Source organism: Pseudomonas extremaustralis (genome assembly GCF_900102035.1).
Classification (GTDB): Bacteria; Pseudomonadota; Gammaproteobacteria; order Pseudomonadales; family Pseudomonadaceae; genus Aquipseudomonas; species Aquipseudomonas extremaustralis.
In genome coordinates this window covers 5327517-5350038 of sequence record NZ_LT629689.1, presented here as the reverse complement: position 1 = coordinate 5350038, position 22522 = coordinate 5327517, and the positions used below count along the sequence as shown (strand labels likewise).

General features: G+C 62.5%; 21 protein-coding genes and 1 riboswitch. Of the genes, 11 read left to right on the top strand and 10 right to left on the bottom strand.

Features of this window, described 5'->3' with window-relative positions; all coding sequences use genetic code 11:
• The first annotated feature begins 76 nt into the window (after positions 1 to 76).
• The 4 genes from BLR63_RS24645 to BLR63_RS24630 all read left to right on the top strand — a co-directional run bounded on the left by BLR63_RS24645 (position 77) and on the right by BLR63_RS24630 (position 4550).
• Positions 77 to 1072: an ArsR/SmtB family transcription factor gene (locus BLR63_RS24645; RefSeq protein ID WP_010565925.1), complete on the top strand. Its 996-nt coding sequence runs from the start codon at positions 77 to 79 to the stop codon at positions 1070 to 1072.
• A gap of 19 nt (positions 1073 to 1091) precedes the next feature.
• Positions 1092 to 2282 (top strand): methionine adenosyltransferase, encoded by a 1191-nt coding sequence (gene metK, locus BLR63_RS24640; protein ID WP_010565924.1) that lies wholly within the window; start codon positions 1092 to 1094, stop codon positions 2280 to 2282.
• 137 nt (positions 2283 to 2419) lie between these two features.
• A complete protein-coding gene (gene ligB, locus BLR63_RS24635; RefSeq protein ID WP_042947066.1) occupies positions 2420 to 4084 on the top strand; it encodes an NAD-dependent DNA ligase LigB in 1665 nt (554 codons plus the stop codon).
• Between the two features lie 70 nt (positions 4085 to 4154).
• On the top strand, positions 4155 to 4550 hold the full coding sequence (locus BLR63_RS24630; RefSeq protein ID WP_010565922.1) for a DUF1090 domain-containing protein: 396 nt from the start codon (positions 4155 to 4157) through the stop codon (positions 4548 to 4550).
• Between the two features lie 6 nt (positions 4551 to 4556).
• On the opposite strand, the gene BLR63_RS24625 is transcribed toward BLR63_RS24630, so the two are convergent.
• A complete protein-coding gene (locus BLR63_RS24625; RefSeq protein WP_010565921.1) occupies positions 4557 to 5006 on the bottom strand; it encodes a c-type cytochrome in 450 nt (149 codons plus the stop codon).
• 128 nt (positions 5007 to 5134) lie between these two features.
• On the opposite strand from BLR63_RS24625, the gene mltA reads away from it, so the two are divergent.
• Positions 5135 to 6310: a murein transglycosylase A gene (mltA, locus tag BLR63_RS24620; protein WP_010565920.1), complete on the top strand. Its 1176-nt coding sequence runs from the start codon at positions 5135 to 5137 to the stop codon at positions 6308 to 6310.
• A 52-nt stretch (positions 6311 to 6362) separates the two neighbouring features.
• Here mltA and BLR63_RS24615 read toward each other — a convergent pair whose 3' ends face one another.
• From BLR63_RS24615 to BLR63_RS24600, 4 genes are all read right to left on the bottom strand, one after another.
• Positions 6363 to 6749 carry an MAPEG family protein gene (locus BLR63_RS24615; protein ID WP_010565919.1) on the bottom strand — a complete coding sequence of 129 codons (387 nt, stop codon included), beginning with the start codon at positions 6747 to 6749 and terminating at the stop codon, positions 6363 to 6365.
• 86 nt (positions 6750 to 6835) lie between these two features.
• Positions 6836 to 7690 (bottom strand): formate/nitrite transporter family protein, encoded by an 855-nt coding sequence (locus tag BLR63_RS24610; RefSeq protein WP_010565918.1) that lies wholly within the window; start codon positions 7688 to 7690, stop codon positions 6836 to 6838.
• 71 nt (positions 7691 to 7761) lie between these two features.
• The gene (locus tag BLR63_RS24605) at positions 7762 to 9681 is read right to left on the bottom strand and encodes a patatin-like phospholipase family protein (RefSeq protein WP_010565917.1); all 1920 of its coding nucleotides are present in this window, start codon (positions 9679 to 9681) and stop codon (positions 7762 to 7764) included.
• Positions 9682 to 9781: 100 nt separating this feature from the next.
• Positions 9782 to 10186 carry an acyl-CoA thioesterase gene (locus BLR63_RS24600; RefSeq protein ID WP_010565916.1) on the bottom strand — a complete coding sequence of 135 codons (405 nt, stop codon included), beginning with the start codon at positions 10184 to 10186 and terminating at the stop codon, positions 9782 to 9784.
• A gap of 198 nt (positions 10187 to 10384) precedes the next feature.
• A riboswitch (S-adenosyl-L-homocysteine riboswitch) is annotated at positions 10385 to 10491 on the top strand.
• A gap of 21 nt (positions 10492 to 10512) precedes the next feature.
• Here BLR63_RS24600 and ahcY point away from each other — a divergent pair.
• The 4 genes from ahcY to BLR63_RS24580 all read left to right on the top strand — a co-directional run bounded on the left by ahcY (position 10513) and on the right by BLR63_RS24580 (position 16070).
• Positions 10513 to 11922 (top strand): adenosylhomocysteinase, encoded by a 1410-nt coding sequence (gene ahcY, locus BLR63_RS24595; protein WP_010565915.1) that lies wholly within the window; start codon positions 10513 to 10515, stop codon positions 11920 to 11922.
• Positions 11923 to 12099: 177 nt separating this feature from the next.
• Positions 12100 to 12945 (top strand): methylenetetrahydrofolate reductase [NAD(P)H], encoded by an 846-nt coding sequence (gene metF, locus BLR63_RS24590; protein WP_010565914.1) that lies wholly within the window; start codon positions 12100 to 12102, stop codon positions 12943 to 12945.
• 204 nt (positions 12946 to 13149) lie between these two features.
• On the top strand, positions 13150 to 13941 hold the full coding sequence (locus tag BLR63_RS24585; RefSeq protein WP_010565913.1) for a substrate-binding periplasmic protein: 792 nt from the start codon (positions 13150 to 13152) through the stop codon (positions 13939 to 13941).
• 221 nt (positions 13942 to 14162) lie between these two features.
• A complete protein-coding gene (locus tag BLR63_RS24580) occupies positions 14163 to 16070 on the top strand; it encodes a DEAD/DEAH box helicase (protein WP_010565912.1) in 1908 nt (635 codons plus the stop codon).
• Positions 16071 to 16215: 145 nt separating this feature from the next.
• On the opposite strand, the gene BLR63_RS24575 is transcribed toward BLR63_RS24580, so the two are convergent.
• Together BLR63_RS24575 and BLR63_RS24570 are read right to left on the bottom strand one after the other, a co-directional pair.
• A complete protein-coding gene (locus BLR63_RS24575; RefSeq protein WP_010564350.1) occupies positions 16216 to 16812 on the bottom strand; it encodes a YceI family protein in 597 nt (198 codons plus the stop codon).
• A gap of 32 nt (positions 16813 to 16844) precedes the next feature.
• Positions 16845 to 17396: a cytochrome b gene (locus BLR63_RS24570; RefSeq protein WP_010564351.1), complete on the bottom strand. Its 552-nt coding sequence runs from the start codon at positions 17394 to 17396 to the stop codon at positions 16845 to 16847.
• Between the two features lie 273 nt (positions 17397 to 17669).
• Between BLR63_RS24570 and BLR63_RS24565 the strand changes: the two genes are divergently transcribed.
• Together BLR63_RS24565 and BLR63_RS24560 are read left to right on the top strand one after the other, a co-directional pair.
• Positions 17670 to 19076: an adenosylmethionine--8-amino-7-oxononanoate transaminase gene (locus BLR63_RS24565; RefSeq protein ID WP_010564352.1), complete on the top strand. Its 1407-nt coding sequence runs from the start codon at positions 17670 to 17672 to the stop codon at positions 19074 to 19076.
• 65 nt (positions 19077 to 19141) lie between these two features.
• Positions 19142 to 19861 (top strand): 16S rRNA (uracil(1498)-N(3))-methyltransferase, encoded by a 720-nt coding sequence (locus tag BLR63_RS24560; RefSeq protein ID WP_010564353.1) that lies wholly within the window; start codon positions 19142 to 19144, stop codon positions 19859 to 19861.
• 29 nt (positions 19862 to 19890) lie between these two features.
• On the opposite strand, the gene BLR63_RS24555 is transcribed toward BLR63_RS24560, so the two are convergent.
• Genes BLR63_RS24555 through BLR63_RS24545 form a run of 3 tightly spaced genes read right to left on the bottom strand, consistent with a single transcriptional unit; the run spans position 19891 to position 22426 of the window.
• Positions 19891 to 20793: a transporter substrate-binding domain-containing protein gene (locus BLR63_RS24555; RefSeq protein ID WP_010564354.1), complete on the bottom strand. Its 903-nt coding sequence runs from the start codon at positions 20791 to 20793 to the stop codon at positions 19891 to 19893.
• Positions 20794 to 20817: 24 nt separating this feature from the next.
• Positions 20818 to 21168, bottom strand: a complete 351-nt coding sequence (locus tag BLR63_RS24550; RefSeq protein WP_010564355.1) for a RidA family protein — start codon at positions 21166 to 21168, stop codon at positions 20818 to 20820.
• 10 nt (positions 21169 to 21178) lie between these two features.
• The gene (locus BLR63_RS24545; protein ID WP_010564356.1) at positions 21179 to 22426 is read right to left on the bottom strand and encodes a D-amino acid dehydrogenase; all 1248 of its coding nucleotides are present in this window, start codon (positions 22424 to 22426) and stop codon (positions 21179 to 21181) included.
• Between the last annotated feature and the right edge of the window lie 96 nt (positions 22427 to 22522).

Sequence of the window (22522 nt, the reverse complement as noted above, 5' to 3'; positions counted from 1 at the left end):
CACTTATCGATCAATATCAAAACTTTTTGATATTGGCCTTGCAGGGATTTCCACCCGTCTCTAGACTGCTGGCCTTATGAACCTACCCGTGCCCTCCCTGCGTCCTGACGATGGCGATGACCTGGCTGCCTTATGCAAGGCTGCTGGCGACCCGTTGCGCCTGAACGTATTGCGCGCACTGGCCAACGATTCTTTCGGCGTACTGGAGCTGGCGCAGATTTTCGCCATCGGCCAGTCGGGCATGAGCCACCACTTGAAAGTGCTGTCCCAGGCCGACCTGGTGGCCACCCGCCGCGAAGGCAACGCGATTTTCTATCGCCGCGCCCTGCCCCACACCGACCTGCTGGGCGGCAAGCTGCACGCCGCGCTGCTCGAAGAAGTGGACAGCCTGAACCTGCCGCACGAGGTGCAATCGCGCATCGGTCAAGTCCATGGGCAACGCGCCGCCGCCAGCCAGGACTTTTTCGCACGGGTCGCCGAGAAGTTTCGCGCCCAACAGGACCTGATCGCGGGCTTGCCCCAATACCGCGACAGCGTACTGGCGCTGCTCGACAAGCTGAGCTTCAGTGATAAGGCCACGGCGATGGAAATCGGGCCTGGGGATGGCGGTTTCCTGCCGGACCTGGCGCGCAGGTTCAGGCAGGTCACGGCCCTGGACAACAGCCCGGCGATGCTCGACCTGGCGCGCCAGCTCTGCGAGCGCGAGGCGTTGGGCAATGTCACCCTGCAATTGGCCGACGCGCTGAACACCCCGACGCTCAAGGCCGACTGCGTGGTGCTGAACATGGTCTTGCACCATTTCGCCGCACCCGCCGACGCGCTCAAGCACATGGCCGGGTTGCTGCACCCCGGCGGTAGCCTGCTGGTTACGGATTTATGCAGCCACAACCAGAATTGGGCCAGGGAGGCCTGCGGTGATCTCTGGTTGGGGTTCGAACAGGACGATCTGGCCCGTTGGGCCACCGCTGCGGGACTCGTTCCCGGGGAAAGCCTCTATGTAGGTTTACGTAATGGTTTCCAGATCCAGGTCCGCCATTTTCAGCGGCCGGCTGGCGACACTCACCATCGGTAAATATCAGGAAAACATCGAGATGAGCGAATACTCCCTTTTCACCTCCGAGTCCGTGTCTGAAGGGCATCCGGACAAAATCGCCGACCAGATTTCTGACGCGGTGCTGGACGCCATCATTGCTAAAGACAAGTTCGCCCGTGTGGCGTGCGAGACCCTGGTGAAAACCGGTGTAGCGATCATCGCGGGCGAAGTGACCACCACCGCCTGGGTTGACCTGGAGCAGATCGTCCGTGATGTGATCACCGACATCGGCTACAACAGCTCCAACGTGGGCTTCGACGGCGCGACCTGCGGCGTGATGAACATCATCGGCAAGCAGTCGCCCGACATCAACCAGGGCGTCGACCGTGCCAAGCCGGAAGACCAGGGCGCCGGCGACCAGGGCCTGATGTTCGGCTACGCCAGCAACGAAACCGACGTGCTGATGCCAGCGCCGATCACCTTCTCGCACCAACTGGTACAGCGCCAGGCCGAAGCGCGTAAATCCGGGCTGTTGCCGTGGCTGCGCCCGGACGCCAAGTCCCAGGTGACCTGCCGCTATGAAGGCGGCAAAGTCGTCGGCATCGACGCGGTCGTGCTGTCGACCCAGCACAACCCGGACGTGTCCTACGCCGACCTGCGCGAAGGCGTGATGGAGCTGATCGTCAAGCACGTGCTGCCTGCCGAACTGCTGAGCAAGGACACCCAGTTCCACATCAACCCGACCGGCCAGTTCATCATCGGCGGCCCGGTGGGCGACTGCGGCCTGACCGGTCGCAAGATCATCGTCGACAGCTACGGCGGCATGGCCCGTCACGGCGGCGGCGCGTTCTCCGGTAAAGATCCGTCCAAGGTCGACCGTTCGGCGGCCTACGCCGGTCGCTACGTGGCCAAGAACATCGTCGCGGCCGGCCTGGCCGAGCGCTGCGAGATTCAAGTGTCCTACGCCATCGGTGTGGCCCAGCCTACGTCGATCTCGCTGAACACCTTCGGCACCGGCAAGATCAGCGACGAGAAAATCGTCAAACTGGTGCGCGAAATCTTCGACCTGCGCCCCTACGCGATCACCACCATGCTTGACCTGCTGCACCCGATGTACCAGGAAACCGCCGCCTACGGCCACTTCGGGCGTACCCCTGGGCAGAAGACCGTCGGCGACGACACCTTCACCACCTTCACCTGGGAAAAAACCGACCGCGCCAACGACCTGCGTACTGCCGCCGGTCTGTAATCGCCTAAGGTATCCAGGGACTTGGGCAGGCCGTCCGAGCCCCTGGAAACACCGCGTAAAAAGCCCCGCACTGTCGGGGCTTTTTTGTGGCCGAGCGGATCATTTAGGCTGGGCGTCCTTTTCGAGCAAGGAAGCTCATGATGCGTTTACTCGTCGCGGGTCTACTCAGTGTTTCAATGGGTTTCGCAGGGGCCGAGGACTGCCCCGAGCCAGCCAGATCGCAACTCCATACGCTGGCCGAGCAAATCGCCCTATGGGACGACAGCTACCATCGGCTGGGCCAATCCCCAGTCAGCGATGAACTTTACGACCAGGCGCGCCAACGCCTGGCGCACTGGCGCCAGTGCTTCCCCCAGGCAGCGGCCGTGCCTGACAACCCGCTGGCCAGCGCACGCGGCAACCTGTCCCATCCGATCGTCCATACCGGCCTGGAAAAACGCCTGGATGAGCAGGCCGTCGCGACCTGGCTGGGCACGCGCCAGAATGTCTGGATACAACCCAAGGTCGACGGTGTGGCGGTGACCCTGGTGTATCGCCAGGGCGCATTGCACCAGCTCATCAGCCGTGGCGACGGCAGGCTCGGCCAGGACTGGACGGCCAGCGCGCGTAAAATCCCCGGCATCGTCCAGCGTCTACCGGAGCCTATCGACCTGATACTGCAAGGCGAACTCTATTGGCGCCTCGACGGCCATGTGCAGTCGGCCCATGGCGGGCTCAATGCGCGCAGCAAGGTGGCGGGGCTGATGAACCGTCACCGGTTGAGCGACACCGAAGCCGCCGGCATCGGCCTGTTCGTGTGGGCCTGGCCCGAGGGGCCCCAGGCATTCAGCGAGCGCCTGGCCAGCCTGGCACGCTGGGGCTTCAGCGACAGCCAGCGCTACAGCCAGCCCATTCAAGGCATTGCCGAGGCCGCGCACTGGCGCACTTATTGGTACAACCAGCCGCTGCCCTTCGCCACCGATGGCGTGGTGCTGCACCAGGCGCAACGCGCGCCCGCCGATCGTTGGCAGGTCGGCTCGCCGTACTGGGCAGTCGCCTGGAAATACCCGGCCACCAAGGCCCTGGCATGGGTGCGCGACGTGCACTTCAAGATCGGGCGCACCGGGCGCATCACGCCTCTGCTGGAACTGGAGCCGGTGCGGCTCGACGACCGGCGGATCAGCCGCGTCAGCGCCGGTTCCTTGAAACGCTGGCAAGCGCTGGATATCCGCCCTGGCGACCAAGTGTCCATCAGCCTGGCGGGCCAGGTGATTCCGCGCCTGGATGACGTGATCCTGCGCAACCGCACGCGGGTGCAACTGCCTGTCCCCAACCCCCGGGACTTCCACGCCTTGAGTTGCTGGCAACTGGACCCCGGCTGCGAGGAACAGTTGCTGGCCCGCCTCACCTGGCTCAGCGGCAACCAGGGCCTGGCCTTGCCGCACATCGGTCGCGAGACCTGGAACGTATTGATCCAGGCCGGTCTAATCGCAGGCTTGCTCGATTGGTTGACCCTCGATGCGGCAGAGCTTGCTAACATTGACGGCTTCGGCGCTCGCAGCCGCGAACGCCTGCTCGACAGCCTGCACAGCGCGCGGCAACGGCCTTTCGCACAATGGCTCAAGGCCCTGGGCATACCGCCCGCGGCGCGCAACAACCTGCAAGGCAACTGGCAGACGCTGGTCGCCAAAGACACCCAAGACTGGCTGGCCACCGATGGCATCGGCCCGGGCCGCGCGGCGCAACTGAGCGCTTTCTTTCGCGACCCGCAAGTACAGGCGTTGGCTGAAACACTACGCGTGGCCGGAATCGACGGGTTTTGAAGCCGAGCCGGCCACCTTTGAACAACGGCAGAATTCATCCTGCCGTCAGATTGCGACCTTGGAGTTCCACATGAAATTTCTCGCCCCTTTTGCCCTGTTTACCGTCGCAAGCTTCATGACCCTGCCGCTGTTGGCGGCCGAAGAAGCCGCTCCACTCACCGGCTGCGCCGCCAAGCGCCAGGCCATCAGCACCCAGATCGAACAGGCCAAGGCCCATGGCAACAGCGAACAACAGGCCGGCCTGGAAAAAGCCCTGAGCGAAGTCACCGCCAATTGCACCGACGCCTCCCTGAAAAAGCAGCGGGAAAACAGGGTGCTCGACGCCAAGCACGAAGTCAGCCGCCGTCAGGCCGACCTCGACAAGGCGATGAAAAAGGGCGACGCGGACAAGATCAACAAGCGCAAGGACAAACTCGCCGAAGCGCGCAAAGAGCTGCAGGACGCCGTAGAAGAACTCGACCAGTAATAACCGTCAGTGGTCCCGGAACTGCTTATGGCAGGCGCTGCACGCATCTTCGACTTTCTGCACCGCAGGCCCCAGGTTGCTGACCTTGTAGGGCTGGACTTGGCTGGCGATCACCAATTCACCGGTGGCCGCTTCAAGATCGCGGGCCAGCGCCTGGAATTGCGCCTGTTTCTGCCACACGTCGTCCTTGGCGCTGGTGTGATCTTCTTCACGCACGCTCGGGAAATGCTTCCACGGTTCATGGGACAGCGCATCGAGCTTGACCGCGCCTTCGGCGAACTTCGCCCCGTCGAACGGGATACGCCCACGCAGCATGCCGCCCAGGTCTTCGCCGGTCTTGAGCATCTGTTTGAAGATCGCCTTGCGCTGACCCAGCGGGGAATTCGGATCGACACCGCCGCAGGCGGACAAGGCCAGGCAGGCCAGCAATACAACCGTCAATTTTTTAAAAGTCATGGTGGCTCAGGGTCACGGGAAACGGCGGCCAGTATCCTCGCCCCGCCCGTAAACACCAATAGCCCTATTAACAATAAGGGTTGCCAGGATGGGTTGAATCCCGGGCAATCGCTTCAGGAATGATGTCTATGAAAATCCTTTTGAACGCCTGGAACCGCCGACTGGCGTGGGCTCTGCCGATGATCGCGCTCCTGGCCGGCTGCGATGCGGGCAAAGACACCGGCAAAGATGAAACTTTGAAACCCCACGCCGTCGCCACGTATGCGAGCGCACCGTGGGAAGCCTTGCCAGCGGTGTCCGACAGCGACCTGCTGGCCGGTTTTGAATCCTGGCGCAGTGCCTGCCAACGCCTGAAGGCCGATCCCATATGGGGCGCGACCTGTGCCGCGGCAACCGGCGTGCCGGGCGATGCCGTGGCGGTTCGCGGCTTTCTCAAGGAGCGCCTGGATGTGTTCGGCCTGCGCTCGGCCGACAACACCCCCAACGGCCTGATCACCGGCTACTACGAACCGGTCTACCCCGGCAGCCTGACCAAAACCGCCACCGCCCATGTGCCGGTGTATGGCGTGCCGGACGACCTGATCATCGTCAACCTGGAAAGCATCTACCCCGAACTCAAGGGCAAGCGCCTGCGCGGTCGCCTCGAAGGGCGCGTGCTCAAGCCGTATGACGACGCCAGCACCATCAACGGCCAGGGTTCCAGCGCCACGCCGATTGCCTGGCTGACAGACCCGATGGACCTGCAATTCCTGCAAATCCAGGGCTCGGGCCGCATCCAACTGGCCGGTGGCCGGCAACTGCGCATCGGTTATGGCGACCAGAACGGCTACCCCTATCGCCCGATCGGCCGCTGGCTGGTGGAGCAAGGCGAGTTGAAAAAGGAAGACGTGACCATGGGCGCCATCAGCGCCTGGGCCAAGGCACACCCGCAACGCATCCCGGAGCTGCTGGCGAGCAACCCCAGCTATGTATTTTTCAGCGCCCGCCCCGACAGCAACGAAGGCCCGCGCGGCTCGCTGAACGTGCCATTGACCGCCGGCTACAGCGTGGCGGTGGACCGCAAGGTGATCCCGCTGGGCAGCCTGTTGTGGCTGTCCACGACCAAGCCCGATGGCTCGCCGATTACGCGTCCGGTAGCGGCGCAGGACACCGGCGGCGCAATCACCGGTGAAGTGCGCGCGGACCTGTTCTGGGGCACCGGCGAGGCGGCCGGCGAACTGGCCGGGAACATGAAGCAGCAGGGGCAAATCTGGATGTTATGGCCCAAAGGCGCGGCGTTGCCCCAGGTGCCGGAGACGCTCTAGATGAAATGCTGGGAGGGACTTGCGCCCTCCCACAAGGGGTTTGTGCATGGCCTCAGATCGAGACGAAGAAGAAACTCGCGATCAACGCCATGCCCACCGCCCACACCAGGGAGCGCAGGATCGCCCAGTCGGCCAGGTAGCAGATGATGTACAGCAGGCGACTGGTGATAAACAGCACGGCCAGCACGTTGATGGTCACCAGCGAGGCGGTACCCGCCACGTGCGCAATGATCACCGCCGCTGCAAACGCCGGGGTGACTTCAAAACTGTTGAGCTGCGCGTTATGGGCACGCTTGGCGAAGCCTTCGAGGGTTTCGAGGAAGGCACGAGGGTCGTGGTTCTGCCGTGGACCGAACTTGCCACCGCTGAACTTGGCCACGCCTGTGCACAGGTAAGGCAGAAAAATCGCGATCAATACACACCAGAAAGCGGCCGTCATCATTCATTCCTTTTGTCGTTTTAAACAGCGGTTAGAGGTTTAGCACTAAAAACGCCAAGCCGCCTTCATTTGCCTAGCCGCTCTGCTCATCGTTTATCGCTGTCGATGGGCAAGCTGCTCTCACTGCGGATCTGCGCATGGCTGATCAGCGCAAAGATAAAGCTGCCGCCGACGATGTTGCCCGCCAGGGTCGGGCCGGCGAACACCAGCCAGAAATCCTTCCACGGCAACTCGCCGGCAAACACTAGGTACGACACTTCCGCGGAGCCGACGACGATGTGGGTGAAGTCCCCCAGCGCCATCAGGTAGGTGATGAGGATGATGATCCACATCTTGGCGCTTTCCATCGACGGGATCATCCACACCATGGTGGCGATCATCCAGCCGGAAACGATGCCTTTGGCGAACATCTGGCCGGGGGAGTTCTCCATGATCTTGCGGCCGATCTCAAGGAAGGCATGGTCGGTCTTGGTGTCGAAGATCGGCAGGTGCAGCATCACGTAGGCCACCAGCAGCGTGCCGCAGAGGTTGCCCACCAGCACCACGCTCCACAACCTCAACAGCCGCCCGACATTGGCCCATGTAGGTTTGCTCATCACCGGCAATACGGCGGTGAGGGTGTTTTCCGTGAACAGTTGCTGGCGCGCGAGGATCACCGCCAAAAAGCCCGCGCAGTAGCCAAAGCTGGCGATCACTTTGAAAGCCTCGCCGTCCGGCAGGCGCGAATTGAGCAAACCCATCGCCATCAGCGACAGGCCCATGGTCAACCCGGCCGCCAGCGCCGACCACCACAGGGCGGCGACGCTGCGCTCCAGTTCCTGGTCGCCCTGGGTGCGGATGATTTCGTGGAGCACCGCCGCCCGGGGTGGCTGGTTGTCGTCCACATCCTTTTGCTCTTCCCGCGACAGGTTGGGAGTCTTGCCGTCTTCGTGTGTGGCCATGATGTACCAGAGTCCAAGGGGTGCCTGTAGCTACGACACGCCGCGACAGTGGCTGTTCAGTACGCCGCCAACTAAACCTTGATGCGCCAGGCCTTGGCCATGTCCACGGTGGTGGAGCTGCCCGGTTTGCTCCAGGGTTTATTGCGCGCCTTGTAGTGCTCGATGATGCCGTCGAGCACCCGGTTGAACTCGTTCGGAGTCGTCGCCTGGCCCAAGTCACGTGCCGCGCGTTGCAACAACTCGACATTCGCCGCCGGCTGGCCCGGACGGTACAGCGACGGGTAAATCACCTCGCGGGTAAAGTTGTCGGCCTTCACTGCGATGTCGTGCCGCTGCATCTGCGCCACGCCGCTGGCCATGACTTTGGACAGCGGCGCGGCCGTGCCCGATGCCGGCTTGGCGGCCACTTGCAGCAGTTGCTGGAAGTTGCGCTGACCCGAAGCATTAAGCCGTCGCCCCAGCCATTCGATGTGTTCCGGCTTGCGCGCCAGTGCATCCAGATTACGCAGCGCAGAGGCGATTTTCGGCGTGATCATCAGCGCCTTGCCGGCCTGATTGGCCTCGGCAATCGCCACGTCCAAGGTGTGCAGCGCCTGTTGCGCGCTCTTGCGAAACATCAGCACCTGCGCAGCCGCCGGGTCCTTCTTCAGTTCAGCCGCCACGCCTGCCAACAGCTGGTCGTCCATCGCCAGCACCGCCTCATCCAACGAGGCGAACCCGTGCTGCTCACGGGTCTTGCCGCGTGTCTCCAGGTGCGTCGACACCGCCTGGCGGGCCTGGGCCTGCAGATGCTGCTTCTGCTCGGGGGTCATGGTGAAGTTGACGGTGCCGTTGAGCAGGCCACGAAAGTCGCCCTTATCGGTTTTCAGCGGCAAGGTGACCGTCTGTTCGGCGAACGCTTTGAGCCGCTCATCCTGATAGGCGCCGGCAGCGGTATGCGGCGTGCCGGTGAGGGTGTCGCCCAGATGAGTGGAAACACTGCCGCGCTGAGTCGGCGCCGCAGCGTCCTCGGACTCGAACTTGACGATCAGCGACTCGTCCTTGCTCAAGGGGCTTTCGGGAAACGTTCGTTGAATGACACCGGGCGCCGGGGTGTTGAGCAGCAGTCCACCGTCCTGGAACGCCGTGCCCTCGCCGGCCGCCTGGAACCCATGGCCTTGCTCGGTCGGGCTCTTGAACAACACAGGCAACGAACCGGAAATCCGCGCGGCGCGGGCGATGTCCATGTCCGGGGTCAGGCTGGCGTTGAATACCACCAACTGTGGGCGACCGTCGAACATGCCGGTGCCGGTGATATTGAGCTGCTTGATCGCCGGGATGTGGCGGCTCAACACCTCCAGATCACGAAAGGTCGGCGCCCCGCCGGCGCTGAGCCGGTCGGCGATGTTCATGACCTCGGCAGGCCGGGTGGCCCTGGGCGTATCGGCGATGTGGGCAAGAATCGATTTGCGCGATTCGTTGCGCATCATCTCCTCCAGCGGATGGGCCTCGGTTTGCAGGCGCGGCATCATGGTCAGCAACAGCTGGGAAATATTGCCGGCCGGCCCAGGCAGTCGTCCGGCGAGCTGGCCCAGTTTGGTGCTGGCGGTTTGCAGCCATGCCGTCAGCGGGTCTTTGCTGTTGAGCAGGCTGGGCAGGTCGATGCGGTTGGACAGCGCACCAAAGGCCTTGGCGCCCATGCCACTGGCGAGCAACGTGGCGGAGATCGCACCGGCGGAAGAACCGGAAATCATTTGGATGCCGTTGAGTTTGCCGGCGTCTTCAAGTGACTGCACCATCCCCGGAAAGGCAATGCCCTTGGCCCCGCCGCCGCTGAGTACGAGGTGGGACGCCGCCGGCGGGGACAGCACCACGTCCACGCGCCCATTGCTGTGACGGTAGAGGCTCAAGTGGCGCGCGCCCACGTCCTTGACCAGCGGCGTCTTCACGTCCTGGCCGGCGCTTTGCGGCGATGCAGGCTGATTCTGTACAACGGGACTGGATACTTTCATACACGAGGCTCTCTCTACAGGTTGTAGGCCTGAGTGATGAGAGAACCTCGGAAAGATCCTTGCGGAATGATTTGGTAAAGCAAATCACACCGTTGCGGGGTTACTCGGGAGCTTTGCCTTCCTTGAACTGGTCCTTCACGTACTTGATCTCGGTACGGCCGTGGGGTGCGGGCAGCCCGTCTTCGCCGAGGTTGACGAAGACCATTTTTTCCACGGTGAGGATGCTTTTGCGGGTGATCTTGTTGCGCACTTCACAGGTCAGGGTGATGGAGGTGCGACCGAACTCGGTGGCGGTGATGCCCAGTTCGATGATGTCGCCCTGGCGCGAGGCGCTGACAAAATTGATTTCGGAGATGTACTTGGTCACCACACGCTGGTTGCCCAGCTGGACGATGGCGTAGATCGCCGCTTCTTCGTCGATCCAGCGCAGCAAGCTGCCGCCGAACAGGGTGCCGTTGGGGTTGAGGTCTTCAGGTTTTACCCATTTGCGGGTGTGAAAGTTCATGGTCACTCCAAAACGTCTTGCCGAATGATGGGCGATATCATGGCAGAGCCCGCGCCCAAGCTCTATGAACCATCGTCTATGAACGCCATGGGCGATCTGCATGTCGCCGACAGAAACGCTTGGGAAGTGTGGCGTACACGGCTATAATCGCCCCCGCTTCAAAACGGTCATCTTCGGTTGATACCGTTCTCCCGCCACCTGTCCGAGGGGCGCTGCAGCAGGTTCAACCTGTCAGGCTCGGATGGGGCGTTGTCCGGCCCGGTCCACCAGGCCTGATACTAAACGCACAACGGCGCCCATTCGCACATTACGAATGGAGGCTCTCTATGAGCGCTGTCATCACGCCTGCAGATTTCACCGACTACAAAGTCGCCGACATGTCCCTCGCTGCCTGGGGCCGTCGCGAAACCTTTATCGCCGAATCCGAAATGCCCGCCCTGATGGGCCTGCGTCGCAAGTACGCCGCCGAGCAACCGCTCAAGGGCGCGAAGATCCTCGGCTGCATCCACATGACCATCCAGACCGCCGTGCTGATCGAAACCCTGGTTGCCCTGGGTGCCGAAGTGCGTTGGTCGTCCTGCAACATCTTCTCGACCCAGGACCAGGCCGCTGCCGCCATCGCCGCCGCCGGTATCCCGGTGTTCGCCTGGAAAGGCGAGACCGAAGAAGAGTACGAGTGGTGCCTGGAGCAAACCATCCTCAAGGATGGCGCGCCATGGGATGCCAACATGATCCTCGACGACGGCGGCGACCTGACCGAGCTGCTGCACAAGAAGTACCCACAGATCCTCGACCGCGTCCACGGCGTGACCGAAGAGACCACCACCGGCGTACACCGCCTGCTGGACATGCTGGCCAAGGGCGAGCTGAAAATCCCGGCCATCAACGTCAACGACTCGGTGACCAAGAGCAAGAACGACAACAAGTACGGCTGCCGTCATAGCCTGAACGATGCGATCAAGCGCGGCACCGACCACCTGCTGTCGGGCAAGCAAGCCCTGGTGATCGGCTACGGTGACGTGGGCAAGGGTTCGGCCCAGTCCCTGCGTCAGGAAGGCATGATCGTCAAAGTCTCCGAAGTCGACCCGATCTGCGCCATGCAAGCCTGCATGGACGGTTTCGAAGTGGTTTCGCCGTTCATCGATGGCGTCAACGACGGCAGCGAAGCGAGCATCGACAAGGCCCTGCTGGGCAAGATCGACCTGATCGTGACCACCACCGGTAACGTCAACGTCTGCGATGCCAACATGCTCAAGGCCCTGAAAAAGCGCGCCGTGGTGTGCAACATCGGTCACTTCGACAACGAAATCGACACCGCTTTCATGCGCAAGAACTGGGCATGGGAAGAAGTGAAGCCACAGGTACACAAGGTTCACCGTACCGGTTCGGGCAGTTTCGACCCGCAGAACGACGACTACCTGATCCTGCTGGCCGAAGGCCGTCTGGTAAACCTGGGTAACGCCACCGGCCACCCAAGCCGCATCATGGATGGCTCGTTCGCCAACCAGGTATTGGCCCAGATCTTCCTGTTCGGCCAGAAATACGCCGACCTGTCGCCGGCCCAGAAAGCCGAGCGCCTGACCGTGGAAGTGCTGCCGAAGAAACTCGACGAAGAAGTGGCCCTGGAAATGGTCCGCGGCTTCGGCGGCGTGGTAACTCGACTGACCAAGACCCAGGCCGACTACATCGGCGTGACCGTCGAAGGTCCGTTCAAGCCGCACGCTTACCGCTACTGACTTGCCTGTCGCCCGCTCTCTACCCACAGGAGAGCGGGCTTTATGTGGGAGGGGGCTTGCCCCCGATGGCGCTAGCACATTCAACAGCTCTGTTGACTGAACGACTGCTATCGGGAGCAAGCCCCCTCCCACATTGACGGTGCAAGCCTTCCAGTTTGAGTTTCAAAGGGTATTACCATGTCCCAAGACCGTCGCTACAGCTTCGAGTTCTTCCCGACCAAGACCGATGCTGGGCATGAAAAACTGATGGCGACTGCCAAGCAGTTGGCCAGCTACAACCCCGACTTCTTCTCCTGCACCTACGGCGCGGGCGGCTCGACCCGTGATCGCACGATCAACACCGTGTTGCAGCTGGAAAGCGAAGTCAAAATTCCCGCCGCTCCGCATTTGTCCTGCGTGGGCGACAGCAAGGCCGACCTGCGCGGCCTGCTGACCCAATACAAAGGTGCCGGCATCAAGCGTATCGTCGCCCTGCGTGGCGACCTGCCGTCCGGCATGGGTATGGCCAGCGGCGAGCTGCGCCACGCCAACGACCTGGTGAATTTCATCCGTGAAGAAAGCGGCGATCACTTCCATATCGAAGTGGCGGCTTACCCGGAGATGCACCCCCAGGCCCACAACTTCGAAGACGATCTGCAGAACTTCGTGCGCAAGGCCAACTCCGGCGCCGACAGCGCGATCACCCAATACTTCTTCAACGCCGATAGCTACTTCTACTTCGTCGAGCGGGTACGGGCCATGGGAGTGAACATCCCGATCGTGCCGGGCATCATGCCAATCACCAACTACAGCAAGCTGGCGCGCTTTTCCGACGCCTGCGGGGCCGAGATCCCACGCTGGGTGCGTAAGCAACTGGAAGCCTATGGCGATGACGTCAAGAGCATCCAGGCGTTCGGCGAACAGGTCATCAGCGAAATGTGTGACCGCCTGTTGCAAGGCGGTGCGCCGGGGTTGCACTTCTATACCCTGAACCAGTCCGAACCAAGCCTTGCCATCTGGAACAACCTCAAGCTGCCGCGCTGAGGTCTGTTCAAGCAGTACCCAGGCCCTCGTTTATACGGGGGCTTTTTTTGTTCGGTGATTACGGAAATGAACGCCAGCAGTTCATCCGTGACGATTTCCCACGGTTTCTACGAACACCTGATGACTTCGCAGACACACTGACCTCGCCTGCAGACGCTTGAGCCAGAGCTTCTCTTTAACACTCGAGCGTCGTAATCTCAGGGCATGTCCGTGATCCTGAAACTTGCGACCGCTGCCCTTTTGACTTGCCTGAGCCTGGCCGCTTATGGCGAGAAATTGCGTATTGTCACTGAGCCCTGGGCGCCGTATGTGTATGAGCACCACGGCGCCATGCAGGGGCTGGACTACGAAACGACGGTGATCGTGTTCCAGCGCCTGGGGGTCGATGTGCAGTGGCAGTTCCTGCCCTGGAAGCGTTGCCTGGCCATGCTCGAACAGGGCAATGCCGATGGCGCGCTGGATATTTTCCACAGCCACGACCGCGACGCACTGCTGCTGTACCCCAGCGAACCGCTGTCGGAGGTGGAGTTCGTGCTGTTTTATGCCAACGGGCGCCCCCACCCCGCCAGAACCCTCCACGACCTGCGCGGCCTGACGGTCGGCACCTCGCCGGGCTATCTGTACGGTGCGCCCTTCAGTGACGCCAGCCAGTTCAAACGCGAACCCGCCCCCAGCCATGAGGCGAACTTCGGCAAATTGATGCTGGGGCGTATCGATCTACTGATCACCGACCGCCGGGTCGGGCTGCACGTGTTAAGACAAATGGGCCTGGAAGACAAGGTCACCCAGGCCCCGCTCGTGGTTTCCCGCCAGCAGCAATTTCTCGCTGTGCGGCGCGGCGCGGGCATGGACCTGCTGGTTCAACGCTTTGCCGCCGAGCTCAAGCGCTTCAAGCAAGAGCCGGAATATGCCGCCTTGAGCGCCAAATATGGTGGAATCGACGCAAATACGCCGCCCGGACCCACCGTTGAGCAGCAGGAAAGCGGCGCGCCGTGATTGCTCTGTTATACTCCGGCCTTTCCGCCAGGCTTACGCCCGGCCGCTGAGGTCCTGAAAAAGGCACCCAAACCCGCTACAGCGCAGCTTTCAGCCCGCGCGAGCCGGTGGAGTGCTCGCCAGACGCAGCAGGACCGGACGGGATTGCGCTCCCCTAAGCGCCATTCGCGCCCGGCAAGATTATCCCTCTGGGCCAAGCCCTAACTAAAACAGGATTACTCATGTCCTTTGCTTCCCTCGGTCTCTCCGAGGCTTTAGTCCGCGCCATCGAGGCAGCGGGCTATACCGAGCCTACTCCGGTGCAACAGCGGGCCATTCCCGCCGTGTTGCAAGGTCGCGACCTGATGGTCGCGGCTCAGACAGGTACTGGTAAAACCGGCGGCTTCGCCCTCCCGATCCTGGAGCGGTTGTTTCCCAACGGTCACCCGGACAAATCCCAGCGTCACGGCCCGCGCCAACCGCGCGTACTGGTCCTGACCCCAACCCGCGAACTCGCCGCCCAGGTGCACGACAGCTTCAAGCTGTATGCCCGCGACCTGAAGTTCGTCAGCGCCTGCATCTTCGGCGGCGTCGGCATGAACCCACAGGTTCAGGCCATGTCCCGTGGCGTTGACGTATTGGTCGCCTGCCCGGGTCGCTTGCTCGACCTGTGCGGCCAGGGCAGCGTCGATCTGTCCCACGTGGAAATCCTCGTGCTGGACGAAGCCGACCGCATGCTCGACATGGGCTTTGTCCATGACGTGAAAAAAGTCCTCGCCCGCCTGCCGGCCAAACGTCAGAACCTGCTGTTCTCGGCAACGTTCTCCAACGACATCACCGCCCTGGCCGGCAAGCTGCTGCACAACCCGGAACGCATCGAAGTCACGCCGCCGAACACCACGGTCGAGCGTATCGAGCAACGCGTGTTCCGCCTGGCCGCCAGCCACAAGCGTTCGTTGCTGGCGCACCTGATCACCCACGGCGCGTGGGAACAGGTGCTGGTGTTCACCCGCACCAAGCATGGCGCCAACCGCCTGGCCGAGTACCTGGACAAGCACGGCCTCACCGCCGTCGCCATCCACGGCAACAAGAGCCAGAACGCGCGCACCAAAGCCCTGGCCGACTTCAAGGCCGGTGAAGTGCGCATCCTGGTGGCCACCGATATCGCCGCCCGCGGCCTGGATATCGACCAACTGCCCCACGTGGTCAACTTCGAGCTGCCCAACGTCGACGAAGACTACGTGCACCGTATCGGCCGTACCGGCCGCGCCGGTCGTTCGGGTGAAGCCATCTCCCTGGTTGCGCCGGACGAAGAAAAACTGCTGAAAAGCATCGAGCGCATGACCAAGCAGAAAATCGCCGATGGCGACCTGATGGGCTTCGACTCCAGCGCCGTTGAGGCCGAGAAGCCTGAAGTGCGTGAGCGTCCGGACGTGCGTAACCCACGCAACCCACGCGGTCCGAAGGGCGATGGCCCGAACGGCGGCGGTGGCGGCGGTGGTCGTCGCGACAAGGGCAAGGACAAGGGCGGCAAGGAAAAAGCGCCCACCAACGGTCGTGGCGAACGCCCGGCCCGCGAGCAGAAGCCCCGCGAAGGTACTCCGGCCCGCGAACAGCGTCAGCCGAGCCAACCAAGCCAGCCGCCACGCGCCGCAGCCGACCGCGCCCCGGACGAGTTCCTCGACGACGATGTGGATAACTTCGGTAACCGCGTCGACTACGTGCCCCAGGCCAAACCGGCCCAGGGTCGCGGCCGTCGTCCAGGCGCTCCGGCACCGGGCGCTGGCACCGGCACTGGCGCACCCCGTGGCGGCCAGCCACAGGGCGGTCGTCAGAACGGCCCGCGCAACAGCAGCGGCGGCACCACCGGTACGCCACCGGCCAAGCGCAGCGGCCCGCGTAATGGCGCACCGCGTGATGGCCAGGCCCGTCGCGAAGACTCGCGCAGCAACAACCGCCGTCCGTCCCGTGACGACCAGCCACGCTTGTCCGAACCGGCCGTGCAGAACCCGCGCGGCGGTCCGGCGCCGAAGATTATCCACAAGGAGTCGAAAGCCGACCGCTTCCCGACACCGGAGCAGCTGGATCAGTTGCCAGGCCGTCCTCGTGGTGAAAAACCAGCGCTGCTGACCCGCAACCGCGAAGCATAAAAAAAACCCGTATCGCGAGATACGGGTTTTTTTGCCTGTAGGAACGAGCTTGCTCGCGAAGGTCGTCAACGGTAACGCTGGCAGCCTGAAAAAACGCGGTGTCTCTACGTTTTTCGCGAGCAAGCTCGCTCCTACGGGTGAGGCATTACTTCGCTTTAATACCTTCGAATGTCACGTACAGCTCAACATTGTTGGACGCTGGACCCAGGTCCATCTGCTTGCCGAAGTCCTGGCGATTGAAGCTGGTGGTGCCTTCAAAGCCAGCACGGTAGCCGCCCCATGGATCTTTGCCTTCGCCCAGGAAAGTGGCCTTGACCACGATCGGCTTGGTCACACCGTGCAGGGTCAGGTTGCCGGTTACGTCGGCAGTGACTTGGCCAGCGGCATTTTTACCGGTGGTTTTGACACTGGTGGAGACGAACTTGGCATCGGCAAACTTGCCAACGTCCAGGAAGTCCTTGCTGGAGATGTGCTTGTCACGTTCGGCGTGGTTGGTGAACACGCTGGCGGTACGGACGTTGAACTCAATCTTGCTGTCTTCAGGCTTGGCGGCATCAAAGCTGAACTTGCCGTCCAGGTCCTTGAAGGTACCGGTGATGAAGCTGTAGCCCAAGTGGCTGATCTTGAAGTCGACGAAGGCGTGCTGGCCTTCTTTGTCGACGACGTAGTCAGCGGCCATCACCTGACCTGCAGACAGCAGTGCCGTACCGATTGCCAGAGCAGCGAGGGTCTTTTTCAACATGTTTTCTATTCCTTGTGAGTCGAGGTTGAACATCAGGCTTTGCGTCCCAGCATTCGCAGGAGGGTCGCATCACGATCGATAAAGTGGTGTTTCAACGCAGCCACGCCGTGCAAGCCGGCGAAGACCACCAACACCCAGGCGAGGTACAGGTGCACCACGCCGGCGGTGTCTGCCTGGTCCGGTAGCCCGGAAACCAACGCAGGAATTTCAAACAGGCCAAACACCGGGATACCGACACCGTCTGCGGTGGAAATCAGGTAACCGGCGATCATCACGGCAAACAAGCCGACATACAGAAACGCGTGGCCAAACGCAGCGCCGATGCGCGTCAGCCGGCTGTAACTGGCCAGCGGCGGCGGCGCGGGGCTGATCAGGCGCCAGACGATGCGCACCAGCATGACGGCGAACAGCGTGATACCAATGCTCTTGTGCAGGTCGGGCGCGTCTTTGCGCCACGCGCTGTAGTAGTCCAGACCGACCATCCACAAGCCCAGGGCGAACAGCCCGAACACCACCAGGGCCACGCCCCAGTGCAAAACCATACTGACCCAGCCATAGCGGGCCGGTGAGTTGCGTAGTTGCATGTACTTAATCCCGTAAGAGCTGCAGCCAAGACTAGCGATTTACCTATCGAATTAAAGCGGAAAATTTTGCTTTGAAATATCGAGAAATACGATCTTGAGGGTATGAAGCGTAAATTAACCAGGGATTAACGACTATCCAGAAGAAACGTGACAGTCCGTCCCACGTTTACCGCCAATTCATCCGTAATGGGTTGTGACACAGGCGCCCATTGCATAGGCTTGCGCGATTGTTTTACCTGCGCCGCCCGCAGGACCGCTTCGAGGAGATCACCGATGGGCTTGAACAACCAGTGGATGCAACGCGACCTCGCGGTGCTGTGGCATCCCTGCACCCAGATGAAAGACCACCAGCAACTGCCGCTGATCCCGATCAAGCGCGGTGAAGGCGTGTGGCTGGAAGACTTCGAAGGCAAGCGCTACCTCGACGCCGTCAGCTCCTGGTGGGTCAATGTCTTCGGCCACGCCAACCCGCGCATCAACCAGCGCATCAAGGACCAGGTCGACCAGCTCGAGCACGTGATCCTCGCCGGTTTCAGCCACCAGCCGGTGATCGAACTGTCCGAGCGCCTGGTGGCGATGACCCCCGAAGGCCTGACCCGTTGCTTCTATGCCGACAACGGTTCGTCGTGCATCGAAGTCGCGCTGAAAATGAGCTTCCACTACTGGCTCAACCGTGGCCTGCCGAACAAAAAGCGCTTCGTGACCCTGACCAACAGCTACCACGGCGAAACCATCGCCGCGATGTCGGTGGGCGACGTGCCGCTGTTCACCGAGACCTACAAGGCGCTGCTGCTCGACACCATCAAGGTGCCAAGCCCGGATTGCTATCTGCGCCCCGAGGGCATGAGCTGGGAAGAACACTCGCGCAATATGTTCCTGGCCATGGAACAGACCCTGGCGGACAACCACGACACGGTCGCCGCCGTGATCGTCGAGCCGCTGATCCAGGGCGCCGGCGGCATGCGTATGTACCACCCGGTGTACCTCAAGCTGCTGCGCGAAGCCTGCGACCGCTACGGCGTGCACCTGATCCACGATGAAATCGCCGTGGGCTTCGGCCGCACCGGCACGATGTTCGCCTGTGAGCAGGCCGGCATCCGCCCGGACTTCCTGTGCCTGTCCAAAGCCCTTACCGGCGGTTACCTGCCATTGGCCGCCGTGGTCACCACCGAAGACGTGTACAGCGCCTTCTACGACGACTACCCGACCCTGCGCGCCTTCCTGCATTCCCACAGCTACACCGGCAACCCGCTGGCATGCGCGGCGGCGCTGGCGACCCTGGATATCTTCGAAGAAGACAACGTCATCGAAAACAACAAGGCCCTGGCCCAGCGCATGGCCACGGCCACCGCGCACCTGGTGGACCACCCCCACGTCTCGGAAGTGCGCCAGACCGGCATGGTGCTGGCCATCGAGATGGTCCAGGACAAAGCCACCAAGACCGCCTACCCGTGGCAGGAGCGCCGTGGCCTGAAGGTGTTCGAGCACGCCCTGGAACGTGGCGCGCTGTTGCGGCCATTGGGCAGCGTGGTGTATTTCCTGCCGCCCTATGTGATCACCCCGGAGCAGATCGACTTCTTGGCGGAAGTGGCCAGCGAAGGCATCGATATCGCCACCAACAGCAAAGTCAGCGTGGCGGTGCCGAAAGACTTCCACCCCGGCTTCCGCGACCCCGGCTGATCCCCGACACACTTGCAGGCGCCACAGTAATCTCGCTCCTACACAAAACTGTCCAGAGAACAGAAATGAGACTGTCCCGTTTTTTCACCGACACCCCGCTGAGCCTCGGCGATCACGAATTGCCCGAAGCCCAGGCGCACTACATCAGCCGCGTATTGCGCATGGGCGAAGGTGACGCCGTGCAATTGTTCGACGGTTCCGGCCAGGAGTTTCGCGGCACGTTGCTGGAGGTCGGTAAAAAACGCGTCAGCGTGCAACTGACCGAGCAATTCGCCGGCCAGGCTGAATCGCCGCTGCACATCCACCTCGGCCAGGGCTTGTCCCGCGGCGAGCGCATGGATTGGGCGATCCAGAAAGCCACCGAACTGGGCGTCAACGCGATCACACCGATCTTCAGCGAACGCTGCGAAGTGCGCCTCAAGGACGAGCGCGCCGACAAGCGCCTGCTGCACTGGCGCCAGGTGGCGATCAGTGCCTGCGAACAATGCGGGCGTTCGACGGTACCGGTGATTCATCCGCCGCTGCTGCTGGCGGACTGGCTCAAGCAGACCGAGGCGGATTTGAAGCTGGTGCTGCACCCGGTGGCCGAACCGCTGGTCAGCCATGCCAAGCCGTCCAGCCTGGCCTTCCTGATCGGGCCGGAAGGCGGGTTGACCGACAGCGAAGTCGACACCGCCCAAGACGCCGGCTTCCACGCTGCGCGCCTCGGCCCGCGCGTGTTGCGCACCGAGACCGCGCCGGTGGTGGCGCTGGCGGTCGCCCAGCAGCTGTGGGGCGACTTCTAACCCCCACAGTTGGATGGGGTCAGGCCGGGTTACTCCACAGGATCACTGACCGGCCTGGCAATGATCGCCTTCAACTCGCTGGTCATCGGGAACTCCAGGTTCAAGCCCTTGGGCGGAATCGGCTGCTCGAACCAGCGCTGGTAAATCCCGTTGATCTCCCCCGAGCGGTACAGCTCGCCGAGGGTCTCGTTGACCACCGCGAGAAACTGCGGGTCATCCTTGCGCACCATGCAGCTGTAGATTTCCCGCGACTGCTCCTCGCCCACCACCACCCAGTTGTGCGGGTCCCTGGCCTTGGCGCGTTCGCCGTAGAGCAGCGCGTCGTCCATATAGAACGCTGCCGCGCGGCCGGTCTCGAGCATCTTGAACGCCTCGCCGTGGTCCTTGGCGCTGATAACGGACATGTTGGTCTTGTGTTCGGCGTTGTAGCTTTTGAGAAAGCGCTCGTTGGTGGTCCCGGCAGTGGTCACCACGTTCTTGCCCTTGAGGTCGGCAAAGCCTTGGATCCCGCTGTCCTTGGCGGTCAGCAGTTGCCCTTTGACGTAGATGAACCCGTAGGAAAACGCCACCTGTTTCTGCCGCTCGGCGGTCACCCCGGTGGAGCCGCACTCGAGGTCGACGGTGCCGTTCTGCACCAGCGGGATACGGGTTTGGGAAGTCACCAGGTTGTACTTCACCTTGAGGTCGGCCACACCGGTTTTCTGCTGGATGCGCTCGACGATCTTGCTCGCCAGGTCCACCGAATAGCCCATGGGCTTGCCGCTGTTATCCCCCACATAAGAAAACGGCACCGACGCATCGCGATAGCCCAGGGTGATGGACTTGGCGTTGGCGATCTTGCTCAGCGTACCGTCCAGCGGCGCCTGGTTGGCGTGGGCCTGGGCGCCCAGCAAGAGCCCCAGGGTGCAGCCGGTCAACAGGATTTTTTTCATTGTTATGCTCCGTTGGTCTTCGAATTATTTGCGTACCGCAATCACGCTGATTTCCACCAGCACATTCGGCCGCGCCAGTTCCGCCTGCAGGGTGGTGCGCGTCGGCGCCATGCCCGGCGACAGCCACGCGGACCACACGTCATTCATCGGCGCGAAACCGCTGCCGATGTCTTTCAGGTAAATGGTCGCATTGAGCAGATGATCCTTGTCGCTGCCCGCTTCGGCCAGCAGCGCGTCGATCCGGGCCAGCACCTCGCGGGTCTGGGTCGCCACGTCCAGGCCTTCGCCCGGCACCTGGCCCGAGAGGAATACCAGCTCTTTGTAGGTCACGGCGCCGGACAGCCGCTCATTGCTACTGATTCGGTGGATGGTCATGGGTGCACTCTCACGCAGCGCGGGGCGCCAGGCCCTGCATATCAATGGAAGGGGTGTGCTGGTCGATCAATTCGGCCAACAGTTGGCCGCTGCCACAGGCCAGGGTAAAACCGAGGGCGCCGTGGCCCAGGTTCAGCCACAGGTTGCGATAGACGCTGGCGCCTATCAGCGGCACGCCCGTCGGGGTGGCGGGACGCATGCCGGCCCATTCCACCGCATGGGCGTAGTCGCCGGCCAGAGGAAAAGTCTCCAGCGCCTGGCGTTTCACCAGCGCCAGGCGCTTGGGCTCAAGGCTGGCGTCAAAGCCGACGATATCCACCATGGCCGCCACCCGCAGTTGCTCGCCGATGCGTGCATAGACGATCTTGCGGTCGTAGTCGGTGATGCTCACGTTCGGTGCCTTGTGCTCCGCGCCGATCGGCACACTGAGGCTGTAGCCCTTGAGCGGGTATAGCGGCAGCGACAAGCCAGGCAAGCCCAACTCGGCGCTGCGATGACCGGCAGCCAGCACCAGTTGGTCAACCGGCATCACATCGGCGCCCATTTCGATGGCCTGTACCGCGCCGTCGGCGTGAAGCAGCCCGGTAACTTTGCGCCCCAGCAAAAAGGTACAGCGCCCCGACGCTTCAAGCCGGGCCGCCAAGCGTTGGCAGAAGGCATGACAGTCGGCGACTTCCTCATTGGGCGTGTAGATACCGCCGACGAAGCCTTCCGCCGCCTGTGCCAGAGCCGGTTCCAGGCGTGCGCAATCCAGCGCCGACAGCACCTGTTGCTGGAGGATATCGGTGACCTTGCCGCGCGCGCGCTCGAACGTTTCGGCGTTGCGAAAGGTCACCAGCTTGCCGTTGCGCCGCCAGTCGAAACCGTCCAGACGATCATCCACGCGCCATTGCTGCAAGGTGTTCTGGCTCAGGGTCGCCAGGCGCAGCAGGTGCGCGGCGTTACGCTTGTTCACCGAGCCACGGCAGGCGCCAATGAACGCCGCCATCCAGCGCCATTGCTGGGGGTCCAGACGTGGGCGCAGCTTGAGCGGCGAGTCACCGCGCAGCAACCAGCCCATGGCTTGCAACGGCACGCCGGCATCGGCCAGCGGGGCGACGTAGCGGTAGGACAACTGCCCGCCGTTGGCGAAACTGGTTTCGCTGCCCAGGCTGTCGCGCGCCTCGATCACTGTCACTTCATGGCCGGCGCGCACCAGCGCATAGGCGCTCGCCAAGCCAATCACGCCACCACCAATGATGCATACCCGCCTGCTCATCCCCGCCACCCGCCGTTGAATTAAGAGGCCTCAAGCCTAGGGGCAGGTGACAGGCCGGCGACAATGAATAAAGATGGCTCCCCTATAAACAAAGGT

Excerpts from the sequence above, each read along its gene's own strand:
- BLR63_RS24615 (WP_010565919.1), bottom strand. The coding sequence starts at position 6,749 with ATGACGGCCGCTTTCTGGTGTGTATTGATCGCGATTTTTCTGCCTTAC.
- ligB (WP_042947066.1), top strand. The coding sequence starts at position 2,420 with ATGATGCGTTTACTCGTCGCGGGTCTACTCAGTGTTTCAATGGGTTTC.
- BLR63_RS24600 (WP_010565916.1), bottom strand. The coding sequence starts at position 10,186 with ATGAACTTTCACACCCGCAAATGGGTAAAACCTGAAGACCTCAACCCC.
- BLR63_RS24580 (WP_010565912.1), top strand. The coding sequence starts at position 14,163 with ATGTCCTTTGCTTCCCTCGGTCTCTCCGAGGCTTTAGTCCGCGCCATC.
- ahcY (WP_010565915.1), top strand. The coding sequence starts at position 10,513 with ATGAGCGCTGTCATCACGCCTGCAGATTTCACCGACTACAAAGTCGCC.
- BLR63_RS24565 (WP_010564352.1), top strand. The coding sequence starts at position 17,670 with ATGGGCTTGAACAACCAGTGGATGCAACGCGACCTCGCGGTGCTGTGG.
- BLR63_RS24560 (WP_010564353.1), top strand. The coding sequence starts at position 19,142 with ATGAGACTGTCCCGTTTTTTCACCGACACCCCGCTGAGCCTCGGCGAT.
- BLR63_RS24645 (WP_010565925.1), top strand. The coding sequence starts at position 77 with ATGAACCTACCCGTGCCCTCCCTGCGTCCTGACGATGGCGATGACCTG.
- BLR63_RS24550 (WP_010564355.1), bottom strand. The coding sequence starts at position 21,168 with ATGACCATCCACCGAATCAGTAGCAATGAGCGGCTGTCCGGCGCCGTG.
- mltA (WP_010565920.1), top strand. The coding sequence starts at position 5,135 with ATGAAAATCCTTTTGAACGCCTGGAACCGCCGACTGGCGTGGGCTCTG.
- BLR63_RS24570 (WP_010564351.1), bottom strand. The coding sequence starts at position 17,396 with ATGCAACTACGCAACTCACCGGCCCGCTATGGCTGGGTCAGTATGGTT.
- BLR63_RS24575 (WP_010564350.1), bottom strand. The coding sequence starts at position 16,812 with ATGTTGAAAAAGACCCTCGCTGCTCTGGCAATCGGTACGGCACTGCTG.
- metK (WP_010565924.1), top strand. The coding sequence starts at position 1,092 with ATGAGCGAATACTCCCTTTTCACCTCCGAGTCCGTGTCTGAAGGGCAT.
- BLR63_RS24630 (WP_010565922.1), top strand. The coding sequence starts at position 4,155 with ATGAAATTTCTCGCCCCTTTTGCCCTGTTTACCGTCGCAAGCTTCATG.
- BLR63_RS24585 (WP_010565913.1), top strand. The coding sequence starts at position 13,150 with ATGTCCGTGATCCTGAAACTTGCGACCGCTGCCCTTTTGACTTGCCTG.
- BLR63_RS24605 (WP_010565917.1), bottom strand. The coding sequence starts at position 9,681 with ATGAAAGTATCCAGTCCCGTTGTACAGAATCAGCCTGCATCGCCGCAA.
- BLR63_RS24625 (WP_010565921.1), bottom strand. The coding sequence starts at position 5,006 with ATGACTTTTAAAAAATTGACGGTTGTATTGCTGGCCTGCCTGGCCTTG.
- BLR63_RS24610 (WP_010565918.1), bottom strand. The coding sequence starts at position 7,690 with ATGGCCACACACGAAGACGGCAAGACTCCCAACCTGTCGCGGGAAGAG.
- BLR63_RS24555 (WP_010564354.1), bottom strand. The coding sequence starts at position 20,793 with ATGAAAAAAATCCTGTTGACCGGCTGCACCCTGGGGCTCTTGCTGGGC.
- metF (WP_010565914.1), top strand. The coding sequence starts at position 12,100 with ATGTCCCAAGACCGTCGCTACAGCTTCGAGTTCTTCCCGACCAAGACC.
- BLR63_RS24545 (WP_010564356.1), bottom strand. The coding sequence starts at position 22,426 with ATGAGCAGGCGGGTATGCATCATTGGTGGTGGCGTGATTGGCTTGGCG.